Genomic DNA, 21,035 nt, shown 5'->3' on the forward strand with positions numbered 1-21,035 from the left:
CGTATCGAACGGTTCTTCAACAAGCTCAAACAATTCCGACGTGTCGCCACACGATACGACAAGCTGCTCGCAAACTTCATGGGCTTCGTCAAAATCGCCGCTATCGCCATCTGGCTCAAATAGTTATTTCGTCACTACGGCCTAGCAGATTGACTGAAGAATATCATGCACGTAAATTCAAAACATGAACAGGATGCACCTCACCTCATCGACTACCACGACCGCACAAGTGCGGCGGTTGGCCTTGTCGTGAACTGAATCTGTTCAGATAAAGTGGATCAACCCCGCCGGGCACGAGCGGGGTTTTCTTTTGCGCCCGCTCTGTTCGTCAAAACGAGGAGTGAGACGTGAACCACCCATATCGCGCCGAGCGCGCACTTGACGTCGCGAGCGACTGCCTAGCAATCCGTTTTCCAGGGGCAAGCTTCGCCTTTGCATCAGGATCAATCCTGCGTGGCGAAGGCAATGACTACTCCGATATTGACCTTGTGGTCGTATTCCCAAACCTGCCGAGAGCATGGAGGGAATCGTTCGAGATGCAGGATTTTCCCGTCGAAGCCTTCGTGCAGGATCCCCAAACGCTCCGGCATTTCATGGACACCGATATGCAAAGCGGATGCCCGATCATGGTCAATATGGTGGCCACTAGCACAATCATTGGAAAGGATAGCGTGGCAGCGAAGGCGATACAGGAGGAAGCGCAACGATTGCTGGCACGAGGACCCAAGCCACTTTCAGGGCCGGCTTACGATAGGATGCGCTACATGATCAGCGACATTGCCGATGATTTGCGCGCAGACCGCCCGGTGGTGGAAGTCGCGGGCCTCGCGGCCATGCTCTATCCGCAGCTTATCGACCTGATGCTGCTAGGAAGGGGAACATGGTCAGGGCGCGGTAAATGGGCACCCCGTCTGCTCGCCAGGTTCGACCGGAGACTGGCCGACACTTTAAACACAGCCTTTGCAAAAGCAGCTTCGGGCGATGCGCGTGAGTTGGTCGCGCTCGCCGACAGCGAGTTGGCGAGGCATGGCGGCCGCTTTTTCAGCGGATATCGGCAGGAGGCACCACTGCAAGCTAGGCGCGTCGAGCCGCTGGATTGAGCGCCTCCCTACCTTAAGGAGATAAGGCAACAGTAGGAAAGCTGCGCATCAGCTTGGCTTCGCGCTGAGGTTGATGAACGCTGCTTCCGGAAGCCGCTCGGCCACGCGTCCGTCGAGATGACCCGAAAATATCGGCGTCGGGGGACCGCTTTCGGATAAATCTCGCCAGGGCATCCGGCCTGACAGGCCTCCTCCCCTGCTCGGCGTGAAGCGGTTAGGTCAAAAATTGAGGACCGAGTTTTCAGCTTACCGCTTCACTTGAAATCGGGAGTTAAAAGCCACAGTGCCAGCGCGAAAAGCCGGCTCCATGAGGGTTGAGATGGGCAATTTGGCGAGATCGTAAAGCATTGAAATCATGGTAAATGATTTGCTAAACGAACTCTATCTCAAAGTTGAGTTTCCTCACTCCCTATGATGCACTGGGCCACGCCCAGCCATCGATAACCATCGCTTATCGATGGTAGATTGATTTTGTGCCGCAAATCACGAACAGTGGGCTCTGAGGGGCCTCAGCAGCGCCAGAACCGTACGATCCGGAGCCGAAATGCCGCCAACTCAAAAATCCGCAATCGAACGCCGCGCCGAAGAGCTCGACACCATCGCCGCCGTACTGCCGATGGAGCGGCGCGACGAACTCGCCGAACTGCTGACCGACCAGGACGTCGAGACGCTGCGCCATCTCGTCAACCAGGGCATGGGCGCCAATACGCTGCGCGCCCTGGCCTCGGACCTCGCCTATCTCGAAGCCTGGGGATTGGCGGCAACCGGACAATCTCTGCCCTGGCCGGCGCCTGAGGCGTTGCTGCTGAAATTCGTCGCGCAGCATCTTTGGGATCCGGAAAAACGGGCCTCCGATCCCGATCACGGAATGCCGGCCGAGGTCGACGAGAGTCTTCGGCGCCAGGGGTTTCTGAAAGCCGTCGGCCCGCACGCGCCGGCAACGGTGCGCCGGCGGCTGGCGAACTGGTCGACGCTGACCAAATGGCGCGGTCTCGACGGTGTCTTCGCCTCCCCTGCCCTCAAGTCCGCTATCCGCCTCGCGGTGCGCGCCGCGCCGCGGCCGCGTCGCCGCAAGAGCGCGAAAGCGGTCACCAGCGATATTTTGGCTAAATTGCTGGCGACCTGCGCGACCGACAGTTTGCGCGACGTCCGTGACCAAGCGATCCTGATGGTCGCCTTCGCCTCCGGCGGCCGCCGGCGCAGCGAGGTGGCTGGGCTTCGGGTCGACCAGCTTACCGTCGAACCACCGATCCCGGTCGAGAACGGAGATCCCCTCCCCTCGCTCGCCATCCATCTCGGCCGTACCAAGACGTCCAATGGCGAGCAGGATGAGGTGGTCTATCTGACCGGCCGACCGGTGTATGCGCTGAATGCCTGGATGGCGGCCGCCAAGATTAGCAAGGGGAGCGTGTTCCGGGGGATCGGGCGTTGGGGAACCGTTTCGAAGCGGCCGCTCGATCCGCAGTCGATCAATACCATCATCAAACAGCGGGCGGAGATGGCGGGCCTCGAGCCATCAGATTATTCGGCGCACGGACTGCGATCGGGTTTCCTGACGGAAGCCGCCATCCGCAACATCTCCCTGCTAGAAGCGATGGACCAGTCCCGTCATCGTTCCGTCCAACAGGCCTCGGCCTACTACAACAGCGCAACGAGACGTAGCGGACGCGCTGCCAGAATTCTTTGAGTGATGGCTGGAGATCAGGCGTCGGGTCCATTCCGCTCAGCAAGGACAGCGCACCAACGCTTCGCGTAGCCATCAGCGATCGGTCGGCTAATGCCGCTGGCGGTGAGACGCGCACAAAGGACGCCTGGATCGAACTGTTCAATCTGCGTGTCCGCAGAATAATGCCTTAGAGTGTATGTGAACATCTCGTTCCAGCTTCGCCTCACTTGCACCGTCTCGTCTGTCAGGCTCGATCGACATTGGTCAACCAGATCCGCTAGCGTCATGTCATCCCATCCAAAGCTCCACCAATGCGCTCGCGCCGACGCCAATGGCCTTTCCGCCAGCCGCGCCCGGGGGGTCGTGTCCGGCAACTCTCAAGAGTGATCATCAGCTCTTCTCGAACCATCGCCCGCCCCTGCAAAAGTTACAACTGTTACTCTATCTCATTCCTTTAGCTGGAGCCGCACGAGTTGGTGTTCCTCCTCAACATCGGGTCCAACATACTGTTGGACGCGCAATTCTTCTGGTTGGGCCTCCACCTCGTCGGCCGCCTCAACTTCAGCGCTGTCCAGGTCAATCGAGCGGATGACGATTCTCTCTGGTAAGGGGTCGTCCGCCAGGACCGCAAAACCGTCCGGGAAGATGGCGCCGCCATTTTGCTTGGCCTCTTCGGCCAGCCTCGACGGCATCTCGGGTATGTTATTCAGCAGCTCTTTCTCTTGTTCAGGCCGCTCCAACGCACGGAAGGCTATCGTTGCAACTTCCAGGTCAAGCGCAAATCGTGAGAAGCCGGCGGCCCGCCAAGGGAGCCTCCGCCTCCTGAGCCAAAAGAACTCATCAATATCGTCCCAGTGATAGTCGCCGTATCGACCCGTGTACCCCAGGAGCCATTCTCGACCGAGCCATCGTGTCGTGAGAACTGTGCGATCCCTTACCGACAATGACCCGGATCGCATCGATCTCGACGCCTCCGGTCCCATCAGCAGCGAGAGAATGTTGATGTAATTGCCTCGACGCACCGCGCTAGGATCGCCGCCGCCGTCCAATCGACCTGGGTTATCGACTGTTTCAGTATGATGGATGAACAGCTCTCCTCGAAGATTCGAAGTCAAATATGATCCGATGGCGAACCCGTGCGACGCCACACTCGATCCGAGTTTCAGGCCGAGATAGGGAGAGACTTGCTCGGTATAGGCCTTCGAGACAGTTTGACCAAAACGCTCTTTCGAGCTTCCGCGAGTAGCCTTTGATTCCGAGATCGCGACCGACAGATCGTCCCGCCGGCTGAATACAAAGTCGGGGGAACGCGCCGTCCCCGACGAGCCCGTTAGTGGTAAGTTTTCGAAATGGTCGAACCATTCATAGCCGTCACGGATCATCTGAAGATAGGCGAGGCCATCGCCGACGACGCCGGTCATGTGGCGCGCGGAATAGTCCTTCAACCGATCGGCCGTCGCCAGTATGGCGAAATCTGTCCTATCCTCGGAGACATGCTGGCTGACCAGATTGCGGTAGATTTCGCTCTCGTGGGTCACGATTGACGGGTCGATCACGTGGAGATGCGAACAGCGAGCCATAGCCCCTATAACTCAGCTGGTGTGAACGTGATCGAGCGTGTGCCAGGCGCCCGACCGCGTACTGGCTCTGGTCTCGCGTCCGGGTGTGCAGTGACCTTCGATGTCCTCAGAGACTTTGGATTTGCGACCCAATTCATTCTGTCGTCCTCGCAATCCATCATCGAGAAATTCGGATGAGGTAGGACGCGGAGCTTCGCAGAAATTGTGAGCTAGATCAAACAACATGAAGCCTCATCGGAGGCCATCGCCAGCTATTGCGACCTCAACATAGCAGGGCCAAACCGTTGGTCTCAGTCCAAAGAGTTACAGCTGTTACTCTTGTTAGCCGTTCCAGGGTTTGCCATCCGTGTCTCTGCCGCTTGCCGACTTTGAGCCCAGCACGACGCCACCTAAGCCGACGAAACAGTCCATCGCTGCGGCCCCACCTCTCCGACGGCCTTCGGCTACCGCCCTGGCCTGTCGCCGTCGCGTGCAAACCGACATTCACCGTCCCAAGAAAGTAACAGCTGTTACTTTTCACTCTGACCATAGCGGTGGTCTGCCAAGCCGAAAAGGCTGCGTTCGAGATTGAGCTTCCCATCAAGCGCGCGGTCAATCATGGCCCTGAAATACCCGCCTGGCCTGCTAATCTGCTCCGGATCACGGATCGATTTCTCCAGAACTGTGGCGAGAATTGCCGCGGCCGCGTACAAGCCCACTTTGTTCCTTCCGTCCGCCCAGCCGGCTTCAGACAGCCCAATCATCCGGCGGAGCGTCTCGCCCGCCCGCCCGAGCGACGCCCAGGAGTCAAACTGCATCGCGATCATGGACTGCGCTTCAGGGCACGCGGCCTTAAGCAAGCCGACCGACACGGAGCCAAGAACCTCACCTTGGATGGCGTTTACGTCCCTTTGCGGGAAGCCAGTTTGATCTTGCTGCCCAACTCCGCCTTCGCCAGGCTTATTTTCAAAAGCCGAATCGACCGCGAAGCGGTCGTCTAACTGACAATCTTCCCGCTCGGTAGAGCGGGTCCGCTTGTTCCTACTTTCAGATAAAGATTCCGGGGTTGTATTAATATTAGGGCTGACATTCATGTCACCCTCGCATGTCATATTGAACGAAACATGCTCAGGGGAGAGTGCCATTGTCACTCGCCCATGCAGTTCCCGTACCTCGGCTGCTCGATCAAGAAGGTGGCCGTTGCCCTGGCAGATGGACGCAAGCTCTGACCTGAACTCAGCAGCTGCATTCGGATACGCTGCACACAAATCTTCGATCGCGCGCGAAAGTCTCGCAATATCCCGCTTCGCCGTCAGTTCAGCAGCCAATCGTTGATGGAATTCAGCAACCGCCTGCCGCAACTCGTCAACTCTTACACGCGCCGGCGTGAAATCGATCCCGAAGCCAGAAACAACTTCGCCTGCCTCGTTTCGGTAGACAAAACGCCGGCCGGTTGAGCTGTCACGGTAGGCAGCGATACCAGCTTCGACTAGGCGACGGATGGATCTTATTACCGTGCGCTCGGAGCGCATCGTGTACTCGGCCAGCTTCGCGTTGGATATTGCGACTACCGGGCGGCCAGCTCCTTTCCAGTCGTCCGCTCGCGACAACCCGAGCAAGATATCCATGACATGATAGGTCGTGCCATCGATGCCGAGAACAGGAGCAGCCTTTTTCAAGAGCAGGGCCATCTCGGATTTTGTCGTGTCGGGAACGTCATTCGCCATCGCCAATCGCGCACTGGCGACGATCCCAGGGGTGATGCGCCGGAACGACGCTACCGCAGATGCTTCAGTCATAGCTTTCCCGCTGCGATCGCAAGATCGCATCCCAATCATTCGATTTTCAGGAAGCCAGCGGAATTCTAGGCGCAAAAAATCAGTCCCTGGCAGTTACAGAGACTTGATTAACGCCCTCGTCCGTCTTAGAATCAGATCGTTACAGCTGATGTTGACGGTACAGAGATGTTCCGTTGGCCAATGGTTTAAGGGTCTATCGATTGCAGTCGCTAGGCCCTTTTCCGTTTCTGGCGACTAGGTCATTCCAGAACCCTTTCCTTGCTCTGTTGAAACTCTTCGAAAAGCTCGGGTAACCGTTGCAGCAGCCAGTCCGAAAGCCCAGGAAGGCGATTGTCAGGAATTGATATGCGCGTCGAATTGTCGGTCCGCTTCGCTGCGATGATAATTCCACCGTCTAGTGTAACTTCAACCAGATCTGGCTTTCGTTTTGCAGACTGATCGAAAGCATCCATGATCAGCGTGAACCTCTGGTCGCTTCCGCTCTCTGACCATGCTGAAGATGCGGTCACATCCGCCAGGATTTTCCTCTGCTGGGTGCTTAGGCTCCGGTTATTGATGAGAGCTCCAAGCTTTTCCCATTTGGGACGACCGACTGAGGACGCTGGGCCAATCGCCCGAATGAGCTCCTCGGGGATCAGCGCCGCCGTGTTTGTGAGGATCGAGATATAGGCCAGGCGTTGTCCTTCTTTGCGGCCTAGCGCGTCCGATATCACTTCCCGCGAGTATTTCCGCTCTCTAAGAGTCAATGCAAACAGTGCTTGCTCGATGAACGACAGATTGAGCCGCTCGGAGTTCTCGATCCCCTGTGAAACAACGAGTTCCTCGTCGCTCAAGTCGCGTACGATGGCCTTGACGGGGCGCTTAAGTATCTGGCACGCGCGGAGACGCCGGTGGCCATAGGCAGCCTGGTAGTGACCCGGTTTCCCGGCCAGGGGACGCACGAGGATAGGAAGCTTCTGTCCAGCCTCCCTGATCCCCTCGACGAACGCCTGAAAGCTCTCATCGCCTTCGATATCCAAGCGATCTTTGACGAACGACGGCACGACACGATCAGGGTCGAGTTCAATGATCGATTCAGCGGAAAGTAGCTGATCATGAAGGCGCCTATTCTCGTCTTCGATTGAGACGAACGCACGGTCCATTGACTTGACGGCCGCCGAACCGACACGACGCTTTTCCTGCTCGATAGGGGAGGGCGGCGTTTGCTTCGCGAGCGCCTCAGTATCGACGTTCGCGAACAAGCTCTTCATCCGCTGGTTTCGTTCTTTAGGATTGACCATCACCTACCCCACACGTCTTTGATGTGGAGGAAGATTTCGCGGTTGACCGAATCTACGGACTCGAGTGCACGGCTAAGCGTATCGCGCCCAACGCTTCCTCTCGACAATTCATAAAGGCTCTTCTTTTCGAGCCCCGCGCTCGCGATCGCCGTCGTCTCAACGACAGCCGGTGCCAGAACATCTTCCTTGAAGAGGGAGCGCAGCAAAGTGACTACGTTCACCTGGGGGCCGTCGTTCGGGTTATGCCGCGTGATTACGTAGCGAATGAAGTCGTGGCTGAGTGTGCCGCCACGCTCCTCAATCACGCCCATGAGATCGCTCATCATTGCGAGGAACTGGTTCATACTCGCAACGTCAATCATTGCGGGGTGAATGGTGATAAGCAGCGCGGTGGCAGCACAAAGGGCACCAAGAGTAAGGTAACCCAGCTGAGGAGGGGCATCGATAAGGACTACGTCGTAGTCCGCCTCGACTTCGCTGATAACGGCCGAGAGCCTGCGAAAGAAAATCCCATCGCCTCGGCCGTATCCTTCCGCGATAGCATGCGGAGTTTCGTGCTCGTACTCCATCAGTTCCAAGTTCGCCGGGATCAAATCAATCCCCGCGAAATAGGTCTTTCGTATCACCTCTTGGACGGGTCTCCGGCGATCATCATAGCGAATAGCTGCATAAACGGTCTCGTTTTCGTCAACGTCGAACTCTGGCTGGTAGCCAAACATTGCTGATAATGATGCTTGCGGATCGAGATCGATCGCAAGAACGCGGAGGCCTTGGATTGCCAGGTAATGCGCCAAATGCACGGTTGTCGTGGTTTTCGCCGAGCCGCCTTTGAAGTTTGCGACGGCGATGACCTGCAATTTCTCCCCGTCTCGGCGGCGCGGAAAAAACTCGAGTGCTTCGCTCGGGCGCTTTCGAGCGAGATGCTCGCGTATCTGGTTCACCTGGGAAAGCGTATAGATCCGCCGACCGTTGTCCTGTCGGTCGGGGATAGCGCTCTCGCCATCGAGCGACATCTGTCGCAACGTCGATTCCGCGATCCCGAGGAGCGTCGCGACTTCGCGGGAGGTGAAGGTCTTGAGGGTCTTTGCAGCTTCAGGTTCATAAAGCCGCTCGCGGATTGACTGGAGCTGCGCAGACAACAACTGTGACTGCCGGCTGATCTTCGTCGCCGATGATTCTGCGGGTTCGATCTGCTGCTGGTTCGCTCTCATTTTGCCTCACGACGGTTTTTTCGTGATCGTCAGTAATTTTCCGTCGACAGACAGTTACCCGATTCCCGCTTTGCGTCAAACGTTACTTGGTTAACGAAACCTTAACGCGATCTACAAAAGCGCCGTTGCTTCCGCAGCGAACTCTCCATTTTTCTGCAATCCGTCCAATCACTTAGCAACCCCCCCTTTACCATTGCGGTGCTTTTTTGTTCTAGGGTGAATCCTACAAGAAGATGCTGTTGAATACTCTCTTTCGTACCATCGTCTGCGCCGACATTTACACCGACTCATCCCGCTACCGATATGTAGGATCCTACAACTGCCAGCCGATTCCGATTCGTGCTCATTTCCCCGCCGACCAACTACGACGGAGAAATTCATGCAAGTTGTAGCGTTCTCAACGCCCCGGACGATCCAAGAAGCGCACCTCCTTCACATCCACCACCGGCTACGCGCACGTGTCTTCGCCGACCGCCTGGGTTGGGAAGTCGACGTAACGGCGGGATGTGAGTCGGACAGTTTTGACCCGCTTCGGCCAACCTATGTTCTCGCCGTCGCAGAGACCGGCCAACTGGCCGGGTGCGCGAGGCTCCTTCCTACGCTTGGTCCGACAATGGTGGCAGATGTCTTCCCGTCGCTTCTCCCTGGCGGTCAACTCAACGGCCACGCCGCGATGATCGAGAGTTCTCGCTTCTGCGTCGATACGACCCTCGGAGAGGGCAGGGGAGACGGTTCGGTGCACGAGGCGACCCTGACCATGTTCGCAGGCATCATTGAGTGGTGCGTGGCGAACGGCTTCACGGAGATCGTCACGGTGACCGACCTGCGCTTTGAGCGAATTCTCGCGCGCGTTGGATGGCCATTACAGCGGTTAGGCGAACCCAAGAAGATCGGTGTGACGATGGCCGTGGCAGGAATCCTGCCCGCTGACGCCGACATGTTGCGGAGGCTCCGTCCTTCCAATTACCACTCCCAAATCACCCGTATCAGCAAGGCAGCGTAAGGAGAAAGCCGTGAATCAGCTTCGCTCTCACCCACGACTTGTTCGCAAACTTCAGGAAGCGCTCGGTGACCAGCTCTGCGTGGCGCTGGACGATGCAACAGTCGTCGAGATCATGCTCAATCCGGATGGAAAGCTATTCATCGAACGCCTCGGACATGGCGTTGCGCCCGCTGGCGAAATGTCCTCGGCCGCGGCCGAAATGGTGATCGGCACCGTGGCGCACGCGCTTCAGTCCGAGGTCGACACCGAGCAGCCGATCGTCTCCGGCGAGTTGCCGATCGGCGGTCACCGCTTCGAAGGGCTGTTGCCCCCCGTCGTCGCCAGGCCTGCCTTCACAATCCGGCGCAGGGCATCACGCCTCATTCCGCTCGAAGACTACGTCCGGACCGGCGTGATGACCGAATATCAGGCCGCGACAATCCGCAGCGCGATTTCCGCGCGGCTCAACATCATCATTTCCGGGGGAACGGGCTCGGGCAAGACGACCCTTGCGAACGCAGTCATCGACGAGATCGTGAAATCGGCGCCCGACGATCGCCTCGTCATTCTTGAGGATACCGCCGAAATTCAATGCACGGCCGAGAACGCCGTTCTGCTGCACACCAGCGATACGATCGACATGGCGCGGCTCTTGAAGAGCACCATGCGGCTGCGTCCCGACAGGATTGTCGTCGGCGAGGTCCGCGATGGCGCCGCCCTGACGCTGCTCAAGGCCTGGAACACCGGCCACCCCGGCGGCGTGGCGACCATTCACTCAAACACGGCCATGTCGGCGCTGCGTCGCCTTGAGCAACTCACCGCCGAAGCAAGCCAGCAGCCAATGCACGAGGTGATCGGAGAGGCTGTCGACCTGGTCATCTCGATCGAGCGGACGCCGCGCGGACGGCGCGTGCGCGACGTCATCCAGGTCGAGCGGTTCGTCAATGGTCAATACGAGATCGAATCGGATCAGCTCACAGAAGAACAGGAGGCGCGACATGTCGCGTAAGAACGCAATCATCGCCATCGCGCTCCTTGCGACGCCAATCGTATTTGCCTCCGTCGCGCCAGCGCTCGCCAGCTCCGGTGGCAGCCTCCCCTGGGAAGGACCGTTGCAGCAAATCCAGGAGTCGATTACCGGCCCGGTCGCGGGTGCAATCGCACTTGCAGCGGTGGCCATCGCCGGCGGCATGCTCATTTTTGGCGGAGAGCTGAACGATTTCGCCCGACGGCTTGTCTATGTCGTTCTCGTCGCCGGCATCCTGCTCGGCGCCACCAACATCGTCGGCCTCTTCGGCGCAACCGGCGCCTCGATAGGACTGACAAGCGAACAGCTCACCACGATTGGCTCGGCCGGAGGCGGGGAGAGAACTCATGGCTAATTCCCCATCCGGCCTGCAGCGCAACCGCATCCACCGTGCACTGTCGCGTCCGAACCTCCTGATGGGCGCCGACAGGGAGCTTGTGTTGCTGACCGGTCTCGCCGCCGTCATCCTGATCTTCGTGGTGTTGACCGTTTATTCAGCGCTCTTCGGGATCGCCGTCTGGATCGTGATCGTCGGGCTCCTCAGAATGATGGCGAAGTCCGACCCGTTCATGCGGCAGGTCTATATCAGGCACATTTCCTACAAGCCCTACTACAAGGCGACCACGTCGCCGTGGCGCCGGTATTGAGGAGACGACCATGGTAGCTCTCAATCGGTTCCGGGTGACCGGCCCATCCTTTGCCGATCTCGTTCCCTATGCCGGCCTTGTCGACAATGGTGTCCTTCTCTTGAAGGACGGCAGCCTGATGGCCGGCTGGTATTTCGCCGGTCCGGATTCTGAAAGTGCGACCGACCTCGAGCGCAACGAACTGTCGAGGCAGATCAACACCATTCTGTCGCGGCTTGGAAGCGGTTGGATGATCCAGGTCGACGCCATCCGCATTCCGACGGTCGACTATCCATCAAAAGAGCGTTGCCATTTCCCCGACCCGGTCACCCGCGCAATCGATGCCGAGCGTCGGGCGCATTTTGCCCGCGAGCAGGGGCATTTCGAGAGCAAACATGCGCTGATCCTGACCTACCGGCCGCTCGAATCCAAGAAAACTGCGCTCAGCAAATACATCTATTCGGATGAGGAAAGCCGGAAGAAGTCCTACGCGGACACGGTGCTCTTCGTGTTCAAGACCGCGGTGCGAGAGCTTGAGCAGTATTTTGCCAACACACTTTCGATCCGGCGAATGGAAACCCGCGAAACGGTCGAGAGGGGAGGGGAGCGAATTGCCCGATATGACGAGCTGCTTCAGTTCGCCCGCTTCTGCATCACCGGCGAGAACCATCCGATCAGGCTTCCCGATGTTCCCATGTATCTCGACTGGATCGCCACGGCGGAGCTTGAGCACGGACTGACGCCAAAGGTTGAAAGCCGTTTCCTCGGCGTCGTTGCGATCGACGGTCTGCCGGCCGAAAGCTGGCCGGGTATTTTGAACAGCCTGGATCTGATGCCGCTCACCTATCGTTGGTCATCGCGCTTCATTTTTCTCGATGCCGAGGAGGCCCGGCAAAAGCTCGAGCGCACGCGCAAGAAATGGCAGCAGAAGGTCCGGCCGTTCTTCGACCAGATATTCCAGACACAAAGTCGATCCGTCGACCAGGACGCGATGACCATGGTGGTCGAGACCGAGGATGCCATCGCTCAGGCCTCGTCGCAGTTGGTTGCCTATGGCTACTACACGCCAGTCGTCGTGCTCTTCGACAGCGATCGCGAAGCACTGCAGGAGAAGGCCGAGGCGATCCGACGGCTGATCCAGGCGGAAGGCTTTGGGGCACGGATTGAAACGCTCAACGCCACCGATGCCTATCTCGGCAGCTTGCCGGGCAACTGGTATTGCAACATCCGTGAGCCGCTGATCAACACCAGCAATCTCGCCGACTTGATTCCGCTGAACTCGGTCTGGGCCGGAAACCCGGTCGCGCCATGCCCCTTTTACCCACCGAATTCACCGCCCCTGATGCAGGTTGCGACCGGCTCGACAGCATTCCGTCTCAACCTCCACGTCGATGACGTGGGTCATTGCCTTATCTTCGGGCCGACTGGTTCGGGCAAATCGACGCTGCTTGCTCTGATCGCCGCACAGTTTCGCCGGTACGAAAATGCGCAGATCTTCGCCTTTGACAAAGGCAGTTCACTTCTTCCCCTGACGCTCGCTGCCGGTGGTGATCACTATGAGATCGGCGGCGACAATGCGGAAGAGGGGAGGGTCTTGGCCTTCTGCCCGCTCTCTGATCTCAAAAGTGACGCCGACCGGGCATGGGCGACGGAATGGATCGAGATGCTGGTGGGTCTGCAGGGCGTTACCATCACCCCCGATCATCGTAACGCCATTTCTCGGCAGGTCGGCCTGATGGCGAGCGCATCCGGTCGCTCGCTCTCGGATTTCGTCAGCGGCGTGCAGTTGCGCGAGATCAAGGATGCGCTGCATCACTACACCGTTGACGGGCCGATGGGTCAGCTCCTCGATGCTGAAGAGGACGGGCTCACACTCGGCGCCTTCCAGACCTTCGAGATCGAGCAGCTGATGAACATGGGCGAGCGCAATCTCGTGCCGGTGCTGACCTACTTGTTCCGGCGGATCGAGAAACGTCTGGATGGATCGCCGAGCCTGATCGTGCTCGATGAGGCGTGGCTGATGCTCGACCACCCAGTTTTCCGCAGCAAGATCAGGGAATGGCTCAAGGTCTTGCGCAAGGCGAATTGCGCCGTTGTCCTTGCGACCCAATCGATCTCGGATGCCGAACGGTCCGGGATTATCGATGTGCTGAAGGAGTCTTGCCCAACCAAGATTTGCCTTCCGAATGGCGCCGCCAGAGAGCCAGGAACACGTGAATTTTACGAGCGTATCGGTTTCAACGAGCGCCAGATTGAGATCGTCTCGAACGCAGTCCCCAAACGCGAATACTACGTCGCCACGCCGGAAGGTCGACGGCTCTTCGACATGTCGCTGGGACCAGTGGCGCTGAGCTTTGTCGGCGCGTCGGGCAAGGACGACCTCAAACGCATCCGCGCGCTGAAATCCGAACATGGCCACGACTGGCCGATCCACTGGCTTGAATCGAGAGGAGTTCATGATGCCGCATCGCTACTCAAATAAATGGATCGTCTGCTTGGCGGCCGCGGCTCTCACGATCGGAGCCGCGAGCTCAGTGCATGCCGGCACAGCCACCGGTGCTGCGACGGAATGGACGCAGCTCGCCAACAATGCGCAATTGGTGGACCTTCTCAAGAGCTCGGGCCTCCAGGTCGACAATCAGCTGACGCAGATCAGCCAGCTTGCGGAGCAGATCCAGAACCAGCTTAAGATCTACCAGAACATGCTTCAAAACACCGCGCAGCTGCCTGACCATGTATGGGGGCAGGTCGAAAGCGATCTCAATCAGCTCCGCAGTATCGTCGACCAGGGTCAGAGTATCTCATTCTCCATGGGCAACGCCGACGACGTTCTTCAGCAGCGCTTCCAGAGCTACGCCGATCTCAAAACCAACTTGCCTGATAACGCGACGTTCTCCGCGACTTATCAATCCTGGTCGAACACCAACCGTGACACCATCGCCAGCTCGCTGAAGGCTGCGAGCCTTACGGCCGACCAGTTCGATAGCGAGGAAGATACGATGTCCTCGCTGCGGTCGATGTCCGAAACGGCGGACGGGCAGATGAAAGCTTTGCAGGTCGGCCACGAGATCGCCGCTCAGCAGGTTGCCCAGATGCAGAAGCTTCGCGGTCTCGTCTCGCAACAGATGACGATGATGGGAACCTGGCTTCAGACGGAGCAGACCGACAAGGACCTGGCACAGGCGCGGCGGGAAAAGTTCTTCAACGCCGAGGTCAAGAACGTTCCGGAAGGCCAGAAAATGGAGCCGCGCTGGTGAGCCGCTCCGTCCTCATTGCCTTGGTGCTTGCTGTCGCCGCTGCATCCGCTGCGGCCACAGTGCTGATCGTCAATTCTAGCGACGGCGGAAAACCTGCGCTTACCGAGGAGCAGCGCTCAGCCCGGGAGAAATTCTTCGGCTCAGTCAAGGAGCTGCCGCCGATCAAGGAAGGTCAGGAGATGCGACCGAGATGGTGAAGGCAACTGTTGCACGTTCATTCCTGATTACAGGGCTTTTTTGTATCGCCTATGCCGTACCCGCTTTCGGGCAGGAGGGGCAGGTTCTCACGGAACTGGAAAACCAGGTCTCCTCCGCTGCGAAGGGGTGGGAGACCACCGTCATGAACGCGGCGAAATCCCTATTCTGGATTCTCGCAACGATTGAGATCGGCATTGCGGCCGTCTGGTTGGCGATCCAGTCAGCCTCACTGGACAGCTGGTTCGCCGAACTGGTGCGGCGGATCATGTTCATCGGGTTCTTCGCATTCGTTCTGACCCAGGGGCCGCCCTTCGCGCGAGCGGTGGTCGACAGCCTCTTCCAAATTGGCGCCGGCGGTGGTTCAGCCTCGCCCGCCGAAGTGTTCGATGCCGGCATCCGCGTCGCCTCGCAAATGTCGCAACAGGCGCAGTTCGGTGTGTTCGAGGATAACGCCCTCGCGATTGCCGCCGTTCTCGCCATGGGTGTCGTGGTCATATGCTTCTCGCTCGTCGCCGCGATTTTCGTGTCGGTGATGGTGGAGATGTATGTCGGCTTGCTCGCGGGTATGATCATGCTCGGGCTGGGCGGTTCGTCCTTCACCAAAGACTTTGCCGTTCGTTATCTCGTCTACGCTTTTGGCGTCGGGATGAAGCTCATGGCCTTGGTGATGATCGCCAAGATTGGGTCGCAGGTCCTCTTAGGTCTGGCCAATGCGCCGACCGCATCCTCCGACCAGTTTGTCACCACCTTGGCCATCGCCGGTATTTCCGTCGTGGTCTTCATCATCGCCATGTACGTGCCGAACATTATCCAGGGTGTCGTGCAGGGTGCCTCCGTCACCGGTGGCATGGAAGCGATCCGCCACGGCGGGCAGGCGGCGTCATTCGCCGCAGGCGCCGGCTTTCTCGCCGCCGGCGCTGCCGGCGCGGGCTTTGCCGCGGCCCAATCCGCACGAGCCGCCGGTTCATCGGTCGCTGGTGCTGCCCTGCGGGGGATAGGCGCAAGCTTCAGTTCCGGCGCGCAAGCAGCAGGCTCGGCCGCCAAGGAAAAGGCAATCGGCTCTCCCGGCGCCTATGCGGGGTCCATCCTCGGACTGGCCAACGCCAAGCTCGATGAACAGCACAGCGGTCACGGCGGACCGAAACCTCCTCCGGAACGCAACGACAAACCGTAATCGAGACAAGGAAGAATAAATGGCTGCGAACCGCGCCCCGGAAAACCCGTATCTTGCCGCCCGCCAGGAATGGAACGAGCGCTACGGCACCTATGTGAAGGCAGCCGCCGCATGGCGGATCGTTGGTATCCTCGGTCTGGCAATGGCCGTCATCGGCTTCAGCTACGCCATGTATCTCAGCACCCAGGTCAAGCTCGTGCCTTACATCGTCGAGGTCGACAAGCTCGGAACGGCGGTCACGGCAGGCTTCCCCGAGCAGATCGAGTATGCCGACGTCCGCGTGGTTCGCGCCACGCTCGGTAACTTCGTCACAAGTTTTCGTTCGATCACGCCGGATGCGGTGGTGCAGAAGCAATACATCGACCGCACCTACGCCCTTCTTCGCACCTCCGATCCGTCGACGGAGAAGGTCAACGCCTGGTTCCGAGGCAATTCCCCGTTCGAGAAGGCGAAGTCCTCGACGGTTGCCATCGAGGTCAACAACATCGTGGCGCTTTCGAACCAGACCTATCAGATCGACTGGACGGAATACGAGCGGGACCGCAAGGGCAAGGAAACCGGCACGCGCCGTTTCCGCGGAATCGCGACGGTCACGCTCACGGCGCCACAGGATGAGGCGACGATCCGCCTCAATCCGATCGGCCTCTATGTCCGGGATTTCGACTGGACGGCACAGCTTTAAGGGCAGGGATACTTTCAATGAAAAAAACGGGATTGCTCGCAGCTGCCGGCTGCATGGCCGGACTCGCCTTTGTGGTGGGCGCGCAGGCGCAAAGCATGACTAGCAACGAGGTCAAGGGAACAAATCTTTCCAGAAAGTGGCGCGGCACACCGGGCCTGGTCACGACAGGTCCGGACGGCAAGGTCATCTTTTTGTTCGGCGAAACCCAGCCGTCCGTCGTCTGCTCGCCGCTGCAGGTCTGTGACATCGAGCTTCAGGGTGGCGAGATTGTTCGCGACGTCCTCGTCGGCGACACCGTGCGGTGGAAAGTGGAACCTGCGACCTCGGGAGCGACAGGTGGGCAGGCAATTCACCTGATCGTCAAACCCTCTGAACCTGGCCTGGTGACGTCGATGGTCGTGACGACATCGCGGCGCACCTATCATATCCAGCTCAAGTCCCATCCCAGCCAATATATGGCGCGCATCGGATTCGAATATCCGGAAGACGTATCGACCAAGCTCGCCGACATCAATGCCCGTCTCGAAACCGGAGGCATTCCCGGCACCGCGCCGGACAAGCTGAACTTCTCCTATTCGATCAGCGGCGGTGCTTCGTGGAAACCGAAGCGGGTCTATTCGGACGGGGTCAAGACCTACATCCAGTTTCCGAAGTCGATTTCAAACCAGGACGCGCCGGTGCTCTTCGTCGTCTCCGGCGGTCAAAACCGCATCGTCAATTATCGCATGAAGAACGACATGATGACGGTCGACTATGCGATCGACAAGGCGATCCTCGTTTCAGGTGTCGGCTGGCGGCAACAGAAGATCACCATCCGGCGGGGAGGCTGATCGATGGGCAAGCTTCTCGCATTTTTCATCGCGGCCGCGCTGCTTTCCGGCTGCCAAACAGCGGACGACGCACTGACCAACAGTTCCACGCCCGTGGCCGTCACCGGACCGGCTGCGAGCGCAATCGCCGGCGACATGGCAAACCGTCTGGCTGAACAGATCGGCCCGGCCGGTGCTGCGACGACGATCAAAATGGAGAAGGACACGTCGGAGTTCGCGACCGCCCTCGAGGCGGCGCTGAAAGGGTGGGGCTATACGGTCGTCACGGACGGCAAGATCGCCAATGACGTGAAGCCGGTCGAACTTGCTTATGCAATCGAGGGCCTCGACGGGCAGCTGCTCGCGCGGGTCTCGACGCCTTCGATCGCTCTCGGGCGCGCTTACACGCCAACGGCGGCCGGCGCCACGCCGGCCAGTCCACTTTCGATCATGCAGCGCAACTGACGGAGAGCAATATGGTCCAGTCGCTCCAACTTGGCGCGTCAGCCCAGGCCGACGATCAGAATGGCATGCGCCGGCTCAACCGCCTGCCGATCATCATCGCCATCATCGTCATCGCGCTGTTCGTCGGCGTGGTCGTGATCGGGCTGTCGCTGCGGGGGCTGTCCTTCAACCGCGGCGACATCGAGGGGGCTTCCAACACCCCTGCGACCAGCTTCGGCGACCAGCTCAAACGGGGCGTAACCGACGGCATCATCGGCGAGCCAGAAAAGCAGGAGGTGTTTCAACCGACCCCCGTCGTCGAGCAGAAGGTCGAGAAACAGGAAACCGTTGTTGAACGCCGGCCGAATGACCGACAGGAGAGACGCTCGACGCTCGAATCCGAGGAGGAGTGGAAGGCTCGGCTGAAGCGGGAGCAGGACGAGCAGTATATCCGGGAAGCGCAGCGCCAGCGGATGGCTCGCCTCCAGGCTCGCGCTACCGCACTGGACTCGCCGCTAAAGATAGACATCGGAGATGTCGAGAAGGCAACCTCCACCAATGATACCGGCCGCCAGCCGACGAATGCAGCCGTGAACAGCGCGTCGGACCTTTATGCCGCCGCCATGAAATCCGGCCTGATGGGCCAAAACGTCGATCAAAACGGACAGACGTCGAAGGAGAATTTTTTCAATCAGGACATCAAGGAGCTCGGCTACCTGCCAAACCAGGTCGTGCCGCAGATATCCCCTTACGAACTGAAGCGCGGCTCGGTCATTCCCGCCACCTTGATCACCGGCCTCAATTCCGACCTGCCAGGCCGGATTACCGCTCAAGTCAGTCAGAACGTTTACGACAGCGCAACCGGGTATCGCCTTCTCATCCCGCAGGGCGCAAAGCTCTTCGGCCGATACGATTCCAAGGTGTCATTTGGTCAGGAGCGTGTTCTCGTCGTCTGGACGGATCTCATTTTCCCGAATGGGTCGACCCTGCAGATCGGCGGCATGGCGGGCACCGACGCCGAAGGATATGGAGGGTTCCAGGACAAGGTCGATCGCCATCTCTGGAGGACCTTCGGTTCCGCAGCGCTGGTGGCAATCATCGGGACGGGCATAGACATGTCGATGCCGGAGAGTTCAACACTGGCCACCCAGGACACGGCTTCCGATGCAGCACGGCGGAATTTTGCCGAGTCGTTCGGCCGGGTAGCGGAACAGACGATCTCGAAGAACTTGAATGTTCAGCCGACGATTCGCATCCGCCCCGGCTACAAGTTCAACGTTCTGGTCGACCAGGATATCATCTTTCCATCCAGTTATCGTGGGCGCTAACCCATTTCGAACGCTGCTCCGCCCGTCGTGTCGTCGGATGGAGCAATCCATCCGCGCCCCGGAAATCAGCGTTCGCTAAAAATCTGTTCCCAAATTGTCATATTTTAGATAGCGAGGACTTGAATACTCGTTAGAGGTGAGTAGACCTATCAGTTGCAACGACCGTGGATATGCTTCGCATAGAAGGCAACTGCGTTTTCATCGGAAACGAATGGGGACAGAGAATTCGCAGCCATGGACCGATGCCCCGTATGGCTCCGGCTGGTCGCACGGGGGACCCATGTAACTGGTGGCGCGTGGAAGGCGCGACGGGCTGGGAGGCCGCAGCTGCGCAAGAGGAGAATAGCCAGTGGACGGTGACCTTCGTTCTCTAATCGACATGACCGAAGCTGCACACGATGAACGCATGATCAAGAGCGCTCTGAAAAGCTTCGCAAACTCCCATGGCTTCGAGCGTTTCGCGTATCTCCAGACCGAGGCCCTGGACATCCGCACATTCAACTCCTATCCGGAGGACTGGCAGGATATTTACCTTGGCAGCCACTATTCGCGCATCGACCCCGTGATCACGGAAGCCAAACGTCGCATGGAGACGTTCTCCTGGACGGCCGATGATTGGCCGGCTCGCGGCGCTTCGGAGCTCAGACGCTTTCGCGACCAGGCAATCGAGCACGGCATTCGCAGCGGACTGACGATCCCGGTAGAAGGGAGTTTCGCATCGACGATGATGCTGACGTTTGCCTCATCGGAAAAGAAAGCCGAGAACGGCAAAGTGCTGGACGCCCAAAAAGCCACCCGGGCGGTCCTGGCGATCCATTACCGCCTGAAGATCATCGCAGCAACGACGATCGTCGCCCCGAAACGGCTGCTCTCGCCAAGGGAAGCGATGTGCCTCATGTGGGCGGCAAAGGGCAAAAGCGCCCCTGAAACCGCAATGTTGACGGGGATCAACGCGCGAACAGTGCAGCACTACCTCGACAAAGCGCGCGAAAAGCTCGACGCGGCGACCGTTCCACATCTCGTGGCGATCGCTAAAGATCACGGCTTGGTTTGAGCGTCATTCGTCGCCATCGAGCGGAACCTCGGGGATGTAGCCGAGCGCATCGATGATATGCGAAAGCTCTTCCTGCTGGGCTTCGGATTTCTTTTGGCGCGCGGCGTACTCTTGCTGCAAGGTTTCCAGCACGGCGCTCGAAACCGAGGAGTCGGCGGACGCGCGGGTCCATTCCTCGTAAACGGCTTCGTCGGCGACAATAAGCCGGCGGTGTTCTCGGATCCCGGATATCGCAAGGGCCTCCAGTTCCGACTTGTCCATTGAACGGAAGCAGGATCCCATCGGTTTTGCTTCGTCGTTCGTCTCGGATGAGTTGACGTCCTTCATCCGCGTCCTCTTAATTTCTTCATTTGCCGCTCGAAAGCAGGATCCTGGTGAGCAATATACCGCATAGGCCATAACTGCACGGCCTGTCTTTCAGAAGTTCATATACCCTATATCCCAAGGTAGCTTGTGACGGCCTGGACGAGCAATATCATGCGCCGTGACGAATCGGAACTATAGTTCCTGGAACAATAATTCCGATTCAGGTTCCGCTCGCGTCATGGATCTTAAGGAGGTCATGGCGATCAATATGCGTCGAATCCGTCATGGCAAACAATTGACGCAAGAGGAAGTGGCCCACCGTACGGGCCTCAGCGTCCGCCATGTCGGAGCAATCGAGCGTGCCGAGATGTCCGCGACCGTCACTGTCCTTGGTCAAATCGCAGAGGCGCTGGGTGTCGAACCCGCCGAGCTCGTGACGAGATGAAAGGACGCGCGCGTGGGCTCGCCTCGTCCGGGGCTCTATGACCGGCCTTGAGGCTACTGGCAAGGAGCAGGCGGGTATGAGCCGAACG

The 21,035-nt window shown here is 58.9% G+C and carries 21 protein-coding genes and 1 pseudogene; 17 read left to right on the forward strand and 5 right to left on the reverse strand.

Going from position 1 to position 21,035, the window contains the following annotated elements; all coding sequences use genetic code 11:
• The 3 genes and pseudogenes from ACFFP0_RS27025 to ACFFP0_RS27035 form a co-directional block, all read left to right on the forward strand.
• Nucleotides 1-123, forward strand: a pseudogene (locus ACFFP0_RS27025) (IS5/IS1182 family transposase); the annotation flags it as partial.
• A 224-nt stretch (nucleotides 124-347) separates the two neighbouring features.
• Nucleotides 348-1,100, forward strand: a complete 753-nt coding sequence (locus tag ACFFP0_RS27030; protein ID WP_377265322.1) for a nucleotidyltransferase domain-containing protein — start codon at nucleotides 348-350, stop codon at nucleotides 1,098-1,100.
• Nucleotides 1,101-1,644: 544 nt separating this feature from the next.
• Nucleotides 1,645-2,787 carry a site-specific integrase gene (locus ACFFP0_RS27035; RefSeq protein WP_377265323.1) on the forward strand — a complete coding sequence of 381 codons (1,143 nt, stop codon included), beginning with the start codon at nucleotides 1,645-1,647 and terminating at the stop codon, nucleotides 2,785-2,787.
• A gap of 425 nt (nucleotides 2,788-3,212) precedes the next feature.
• On the opposite strand, the gene ACFFP0_RS27040 is transcribed toward ACFFP0_RS27035, so the two are convergent.
• The 4 genes from ACFFP0_RS27040 to repA form a co-directional block, all read right to left on the reverse strand.
• Entirely contained in the window at nucleotides 3,213-4,322 is a 1,110-nt protein-coding gene (locus ACFFP0_RS27040) for a hypothetical protein (protein ID WP_377265324.1), read from the reverse strand.
• A gap of 533 nt (nucleotides 4,323-4,855) precedes the next feature.
• Complete coding sequence (gene repC, locus ACFFP0_RS27045; RefSeq protein WP_377265325.1) at nucleotides 4,856-6,124, reverse strand: plasmid replication protein RepC; 1,269 nt, start codon at nucleotides 6,122-6,124, stop codon at nucleotides 4,856-4,858.
• 239 nt (nucleotides 6,125-6,363) lie between these two features.
• Nucleotides 6,364-7,404, reverse strand: coding sequence for a plasmid partitioning protein RepB (gene repB / locus ACFFP0_RS27050; protein ID WP_377265326.1), 1,041 nt, complete (start codon nucleotides 7,402-7,404; stop codon nucleotides 6,364-6,366).
• Nucleotides 7,404-8,615 carry a plasmid partitioning protein RepA gene (gene repA, locus ACFFP0_RS27055; RefSeq protein WP_377265327.1) on the reverse strand — a complete coding sequence of 404 codons (1,212 nt, stop codon included), beginning with the start codon at nucleotides 8,613-8,615 and terminating at the stop codon, nucleotides 7,404-7,406. The genes repB and repA overlap by 1 nt, the downstream gene beginning before the upstream one ends.
• Nucleotides 8,616-8,994: 379 nt before the next feature.
• Here repA and traI point away from each other — a divergent pair, with 379 nt between their 5' ends.
• From traI to ACFFP0_RS27120, 13 genes are all read left to right on the forward strand, one after another.
• Nucleotides 8,995-9,618 (forward strand): acyl-homoserine-lactone synthase, encoded by a 624-nt coding sequence (gene traI, locus ACFFP0_RS27060; RefSeq protein ID WP_377265328.1) that lies wholly within the window; start codon nucleotides 8,995-8,997, stop codon nucleotides 9,616-9,618.
• Nucleotides 9,619-9,628: 10 nt separating this feature from the next.
• Entirely contained in the window at nucleotides 9,629-10,606 is a 978-nt protein-coding gene (gene trbB, locus ACFFP0_RS27065) for a P-type conjugative transfer ATPase TrbB (protein ID WP_377265329.1), read from the forward strand.
• Nucleotides 10,596-10,979: a TrbC/VirB2 family protein gene (locus tag ACFFP0_RS27070; protein WP_377265330.1), complete on the forward strand. Its 384-nt coding sequence runs from the start codon at nucleotides 10,596-10,598 to the stop codon at nucleotides 10,977-10,979. The genes trbB and ACFFP0_RS27070 overlap by 11 nt, the downstream gene beginning before the upstream one ends.
• Nucleotides 10,972-11,271: a conjugal transfer protein TrbD gene (locus tag ACFFP0_RS27075; protein WP_377265331.1), complete on the forward strand. Its 300-nt coding sequence runs from the start codon at nucleotides 10,972-10,974 to the stop codon at nucleotides 11,269-11,271. The genes ACFFP0_RS27070 and ACFFP0_RS27075 overlap by 8 nt, the downstream gene beginning before the upstream one ends.
• 10 nt (nucleotides 11,272-11,281) lie before the next feature.
• Nucleotides 11,282-13,732, forward strand: coding sequence for a conjugal transfer protein TrbE (locus tag ACFFP0_RS27080; protein ID WP_377265332.1), 2,451 nt, complete (start codon nucleotides 11,282-11,284; stop codon nucleotides 13,730-13,732).
• On the forward strand, nucleotides 13,710-14,507 hold the full coding sequence (gene trbJ, locus ACFFP0_RS27085; RefSeq protein ID WP_377265333.1) for a P-type conjugative transfer protein TrbJ: 798 nt from the start codon (nucleotides 13,710-13,712) through the stop codon (nucleotides 14,505-14,507). The genes ACFFP0_RS27080 and trbJ overlap by 23 nt, the downstream gene beginning before the upstream one ends.
• Nucleotides 14,504-14,704, forward strand: a complete 201-nt coding sequence (gene trbK, locus ACFFP0_RS27090) for an entry exclusion protein TrbK (protein ID WP_377265334.1) — start codon at nucleotides 14,504-14,506, stop codon at nucleotides 14,702-14,704. The genes trbJ and trbK overlap by 4 nt, the downstream gene beginning before the upstream one ends.
• A complete protein-coding gene (trbL, locus tag ACFFP0_RS27095) occupies nucleotides 14,698-15,879 on the forward strand; it encodes a P-type conjugative transfer protein TrbL (protein WP_377265335.1) in 1,182 nt (393 codons plus the stop codon). The genes trbK and trbL overlap by 7 nt, the downstream gene beginning before the upstream one ends.
• Nucleotides 15,880-15,898: 19 nt before the next feature.
• Nucleotides 15,899-16,561 carry a conjugal transfer protein TrbF gene (locus tag ACFFP0_RS27100; protein WP_377265336.1) on the forward strand — a complete coding sequence of 221 codons (663 nt, stop codon included), beginning with the start codon at nucleotides 15,899-15,901 and terminating at the stop codon, nucleotides 16,559-16,561.
• Between the two features lie 17 nt (nucleotides 16,562-16,578).
• Nucleotides 16,579-17,391, forward strand: a complete 813-nt coding sequence (trbG, locus tag ACFFP0_RS27105; protein WP_377265337.1) for a P-type conjugative transfer protein TrbG — start codon at nucleotides 16,579-16,581, stop codon at nucleotides 17,389-17,391.
• Between the two features lie 3 nt (nucleotides 17,392-17,394).
• On the forward strand, nucleotides 17,395-17,835 hold the full coding sequence (trbH, locus tag ACFFP0_RS27110) for a conjugal transfer protein TrbH (protein ID WP_377265338.1): 441 nt from the start codon (nucleotides 17,395-17,397) through the stop codon (nucleotides 17,833-17,835).
• 11 nt (nucleotides 17,836-17,846) lie between these two features.
• Nucleotides 17,847-19,142 (forward strand): IncP-type conjugal transfer protein TrbI, encoded by a 1,296-nt coding sequence (trbI, locus tag ACFFP0_RS27115; protein WP_377265339.1) that lies wholly within the window; start codon nucleotides 17,847-17,849, stop codon nucleotides 19,140-19,142.
• 349 nt (nucleotides 19,143-19,491) lie between these two features.
• On the forward strand, nucleotides 19,492-20,196 hold the full coding sequence (locus ACFFP0_RS27120) for an autoinducer binding domain-containing protein (RefSeq protein ID WP_377265340.1): 705 nt from the start codon (nucleotides 19,492-19,494) through the stop codon (nucleotides 20,194-20,196).
• A gap of 3 nt (nucleotides 20,197-20,199) precedes the next feature.
• Here ACFFP0_RS27120 and ACFFP0_RS27125 read toward each other — a convergent pair whose 3' ends face one another.
• Entirely contained in the window at nucleotides 20,200-20,523 is a 324-nt protein-coding gene (locus ACFFP0_RS27125; RefSeq protein ID WP_377265341.1) for a transcriptional repressor TraM, read from the reverse strand.
• A gap of 217 nt (nucleotides 20,524-20,740) precedes the next feature.
• On the opposite strand from ACFFP0_RS27125, the gene ACFFP0_RS27130 reads away from it, so the two are divergent.
• The gene (locus tag ACFFP0_RS27130) at nucleotides 20,741-20,947 is read left to right on the forward strand and encodes a helix-turn-helix domain-containing protein (protein WP_142845039.1); all 207 of its coding nucleotides are present in this window, start codon (nucleotides 20,741-20,743) and stop codon (nucleotides 20,945-20,947) included.
• Nucleotides 20,948-21,035: the final 88 nt, after the last annotated feature.

Origin of the sequence: Neorhizobium puerariae (assembly GCF_042429745.1) — a bacterium.
GTDB classification, from domain to species: Bacteria; Pseudomonadota; Alphaproteobacteria; order Rhizobiales; family Rhizobiaceae; genus Neorhizobium; species Neorhizobium puerariae.